At 46.3% G+C, this 1,094-nt stretch carries 2 protein-coding genes; both read right to left on the reverse strand.

All coding sequences use genetic code 11. From position 1 onward, the window contains the following. Positions 1–545: reverse transcriptase domain-containing protein (locus NSB03_RS20685; protein WP_257466637.1), on the reverse strand; the 545-nt coding region annotated here is incomplete at its 3' end. A gap of 245 nt (positions 546–790) precedes the next feature. Then, positions 791–928 (reverse strand): hypothetical protein, encoded by a 138-nt coding sequence (locus NSB03_RS20690; RefSeq protein WP_162222281.1) that lies wholly within the window; start codon positions 926–928, stop codon positions 791–793. Positions 929–1,094: the final 166 nt, after the last annotated feature.

The raw sequence follows: 1,094 nt of genomic DNA on the forward strand, positions 1-1,094 counted from the left end.
AATGTTGCGTAGGGCACTTTCAACCAACGCCGGATGTAAAGTAGTATCCACTTTTCTTGCACGTGACGCTCGACAGCTTTCATTAGCAGGTCATGGTCAATGGTATCAAAGAACTTGCTTATATCCATATCCAATACCCAATTATAATGCCAGCAACGCTCACGGGCTTTTTCTATTGCATCATGGGCACTACGATTAGGACGATAACCATACGAGTCTGCATGAAATATCGCCTCCAATCTTTCCTCAATCAGCAATACGACCGACATTTGGGCTATACGGTCACCAACCGTAGGAATGCCCAAGGGACGAGTTCCTCCGGAGGGTTTAGGTATATCTACCAACTTTACAGCTTCGGGAAAATAACTTCCCGAACTCATGCGGTTCCACAACTTGTACAGATTCTTTCCCAGATTACTCTCATAGTCCTCTGTACTGACATTGTCGATACCGGCACTCCCCTTGTTTTCTTTTACCCGTTTCCAAGCATTCATTATCAAATACTTGTCGATTGTAAACGGTTTTGTGACTTGATGTTGCATCATCCTAATAACATTAATCAATTAGTTGTACAAAAACAAATACACCGGACAAGCTGCCCCCTTTGCTCCATTGCCATTACAGCAACATCAACGCTACTACGAGGCAGTCCGCCCCCACCATAGGCATCGGTACTCAGACCTTACGGGTTTGCCGTTCTTGGTCGCTCCCTTAACATCCTATGGTGAGTTCCCGTGTTCCCACAACACAGCCTCCATACAGGTCATGCCACCTCTACGCCGGATGCCGTTCAGACAGTAAGCAGGTAACCTCTGAACTTATCCCATACTCCTTGCATAAGCATGGTTTTGACATCACCCATTGCATTTCGACGCATCATCAATGGTTCCCTTACGGTCATCTCCTGTATGGTTACCTGACAGTTCATCACTGCCTTTTAAATGTATCGTTCACTACCTTAACCCTTTCGGGAGAAAGCAGCATACACCGGTTTGCAACCTCTTCCTGCAAAGCGATTGCGAGAGACCTACTCTCATCTGTATCGCAGTTACGAATGTGACAGCCATACCACATTCTCACGGCACACTGCAAGG

The sequence above is a fragment of the Bacteroides acidifaciens genome, from assembly GCF_024623065.1.
GTDB lineage: Bacteria > Bacteroidota > Bacteroidia > Bacteroidales > Bacteroidaceae > Bacteroides > Bacteroides acidifaciens.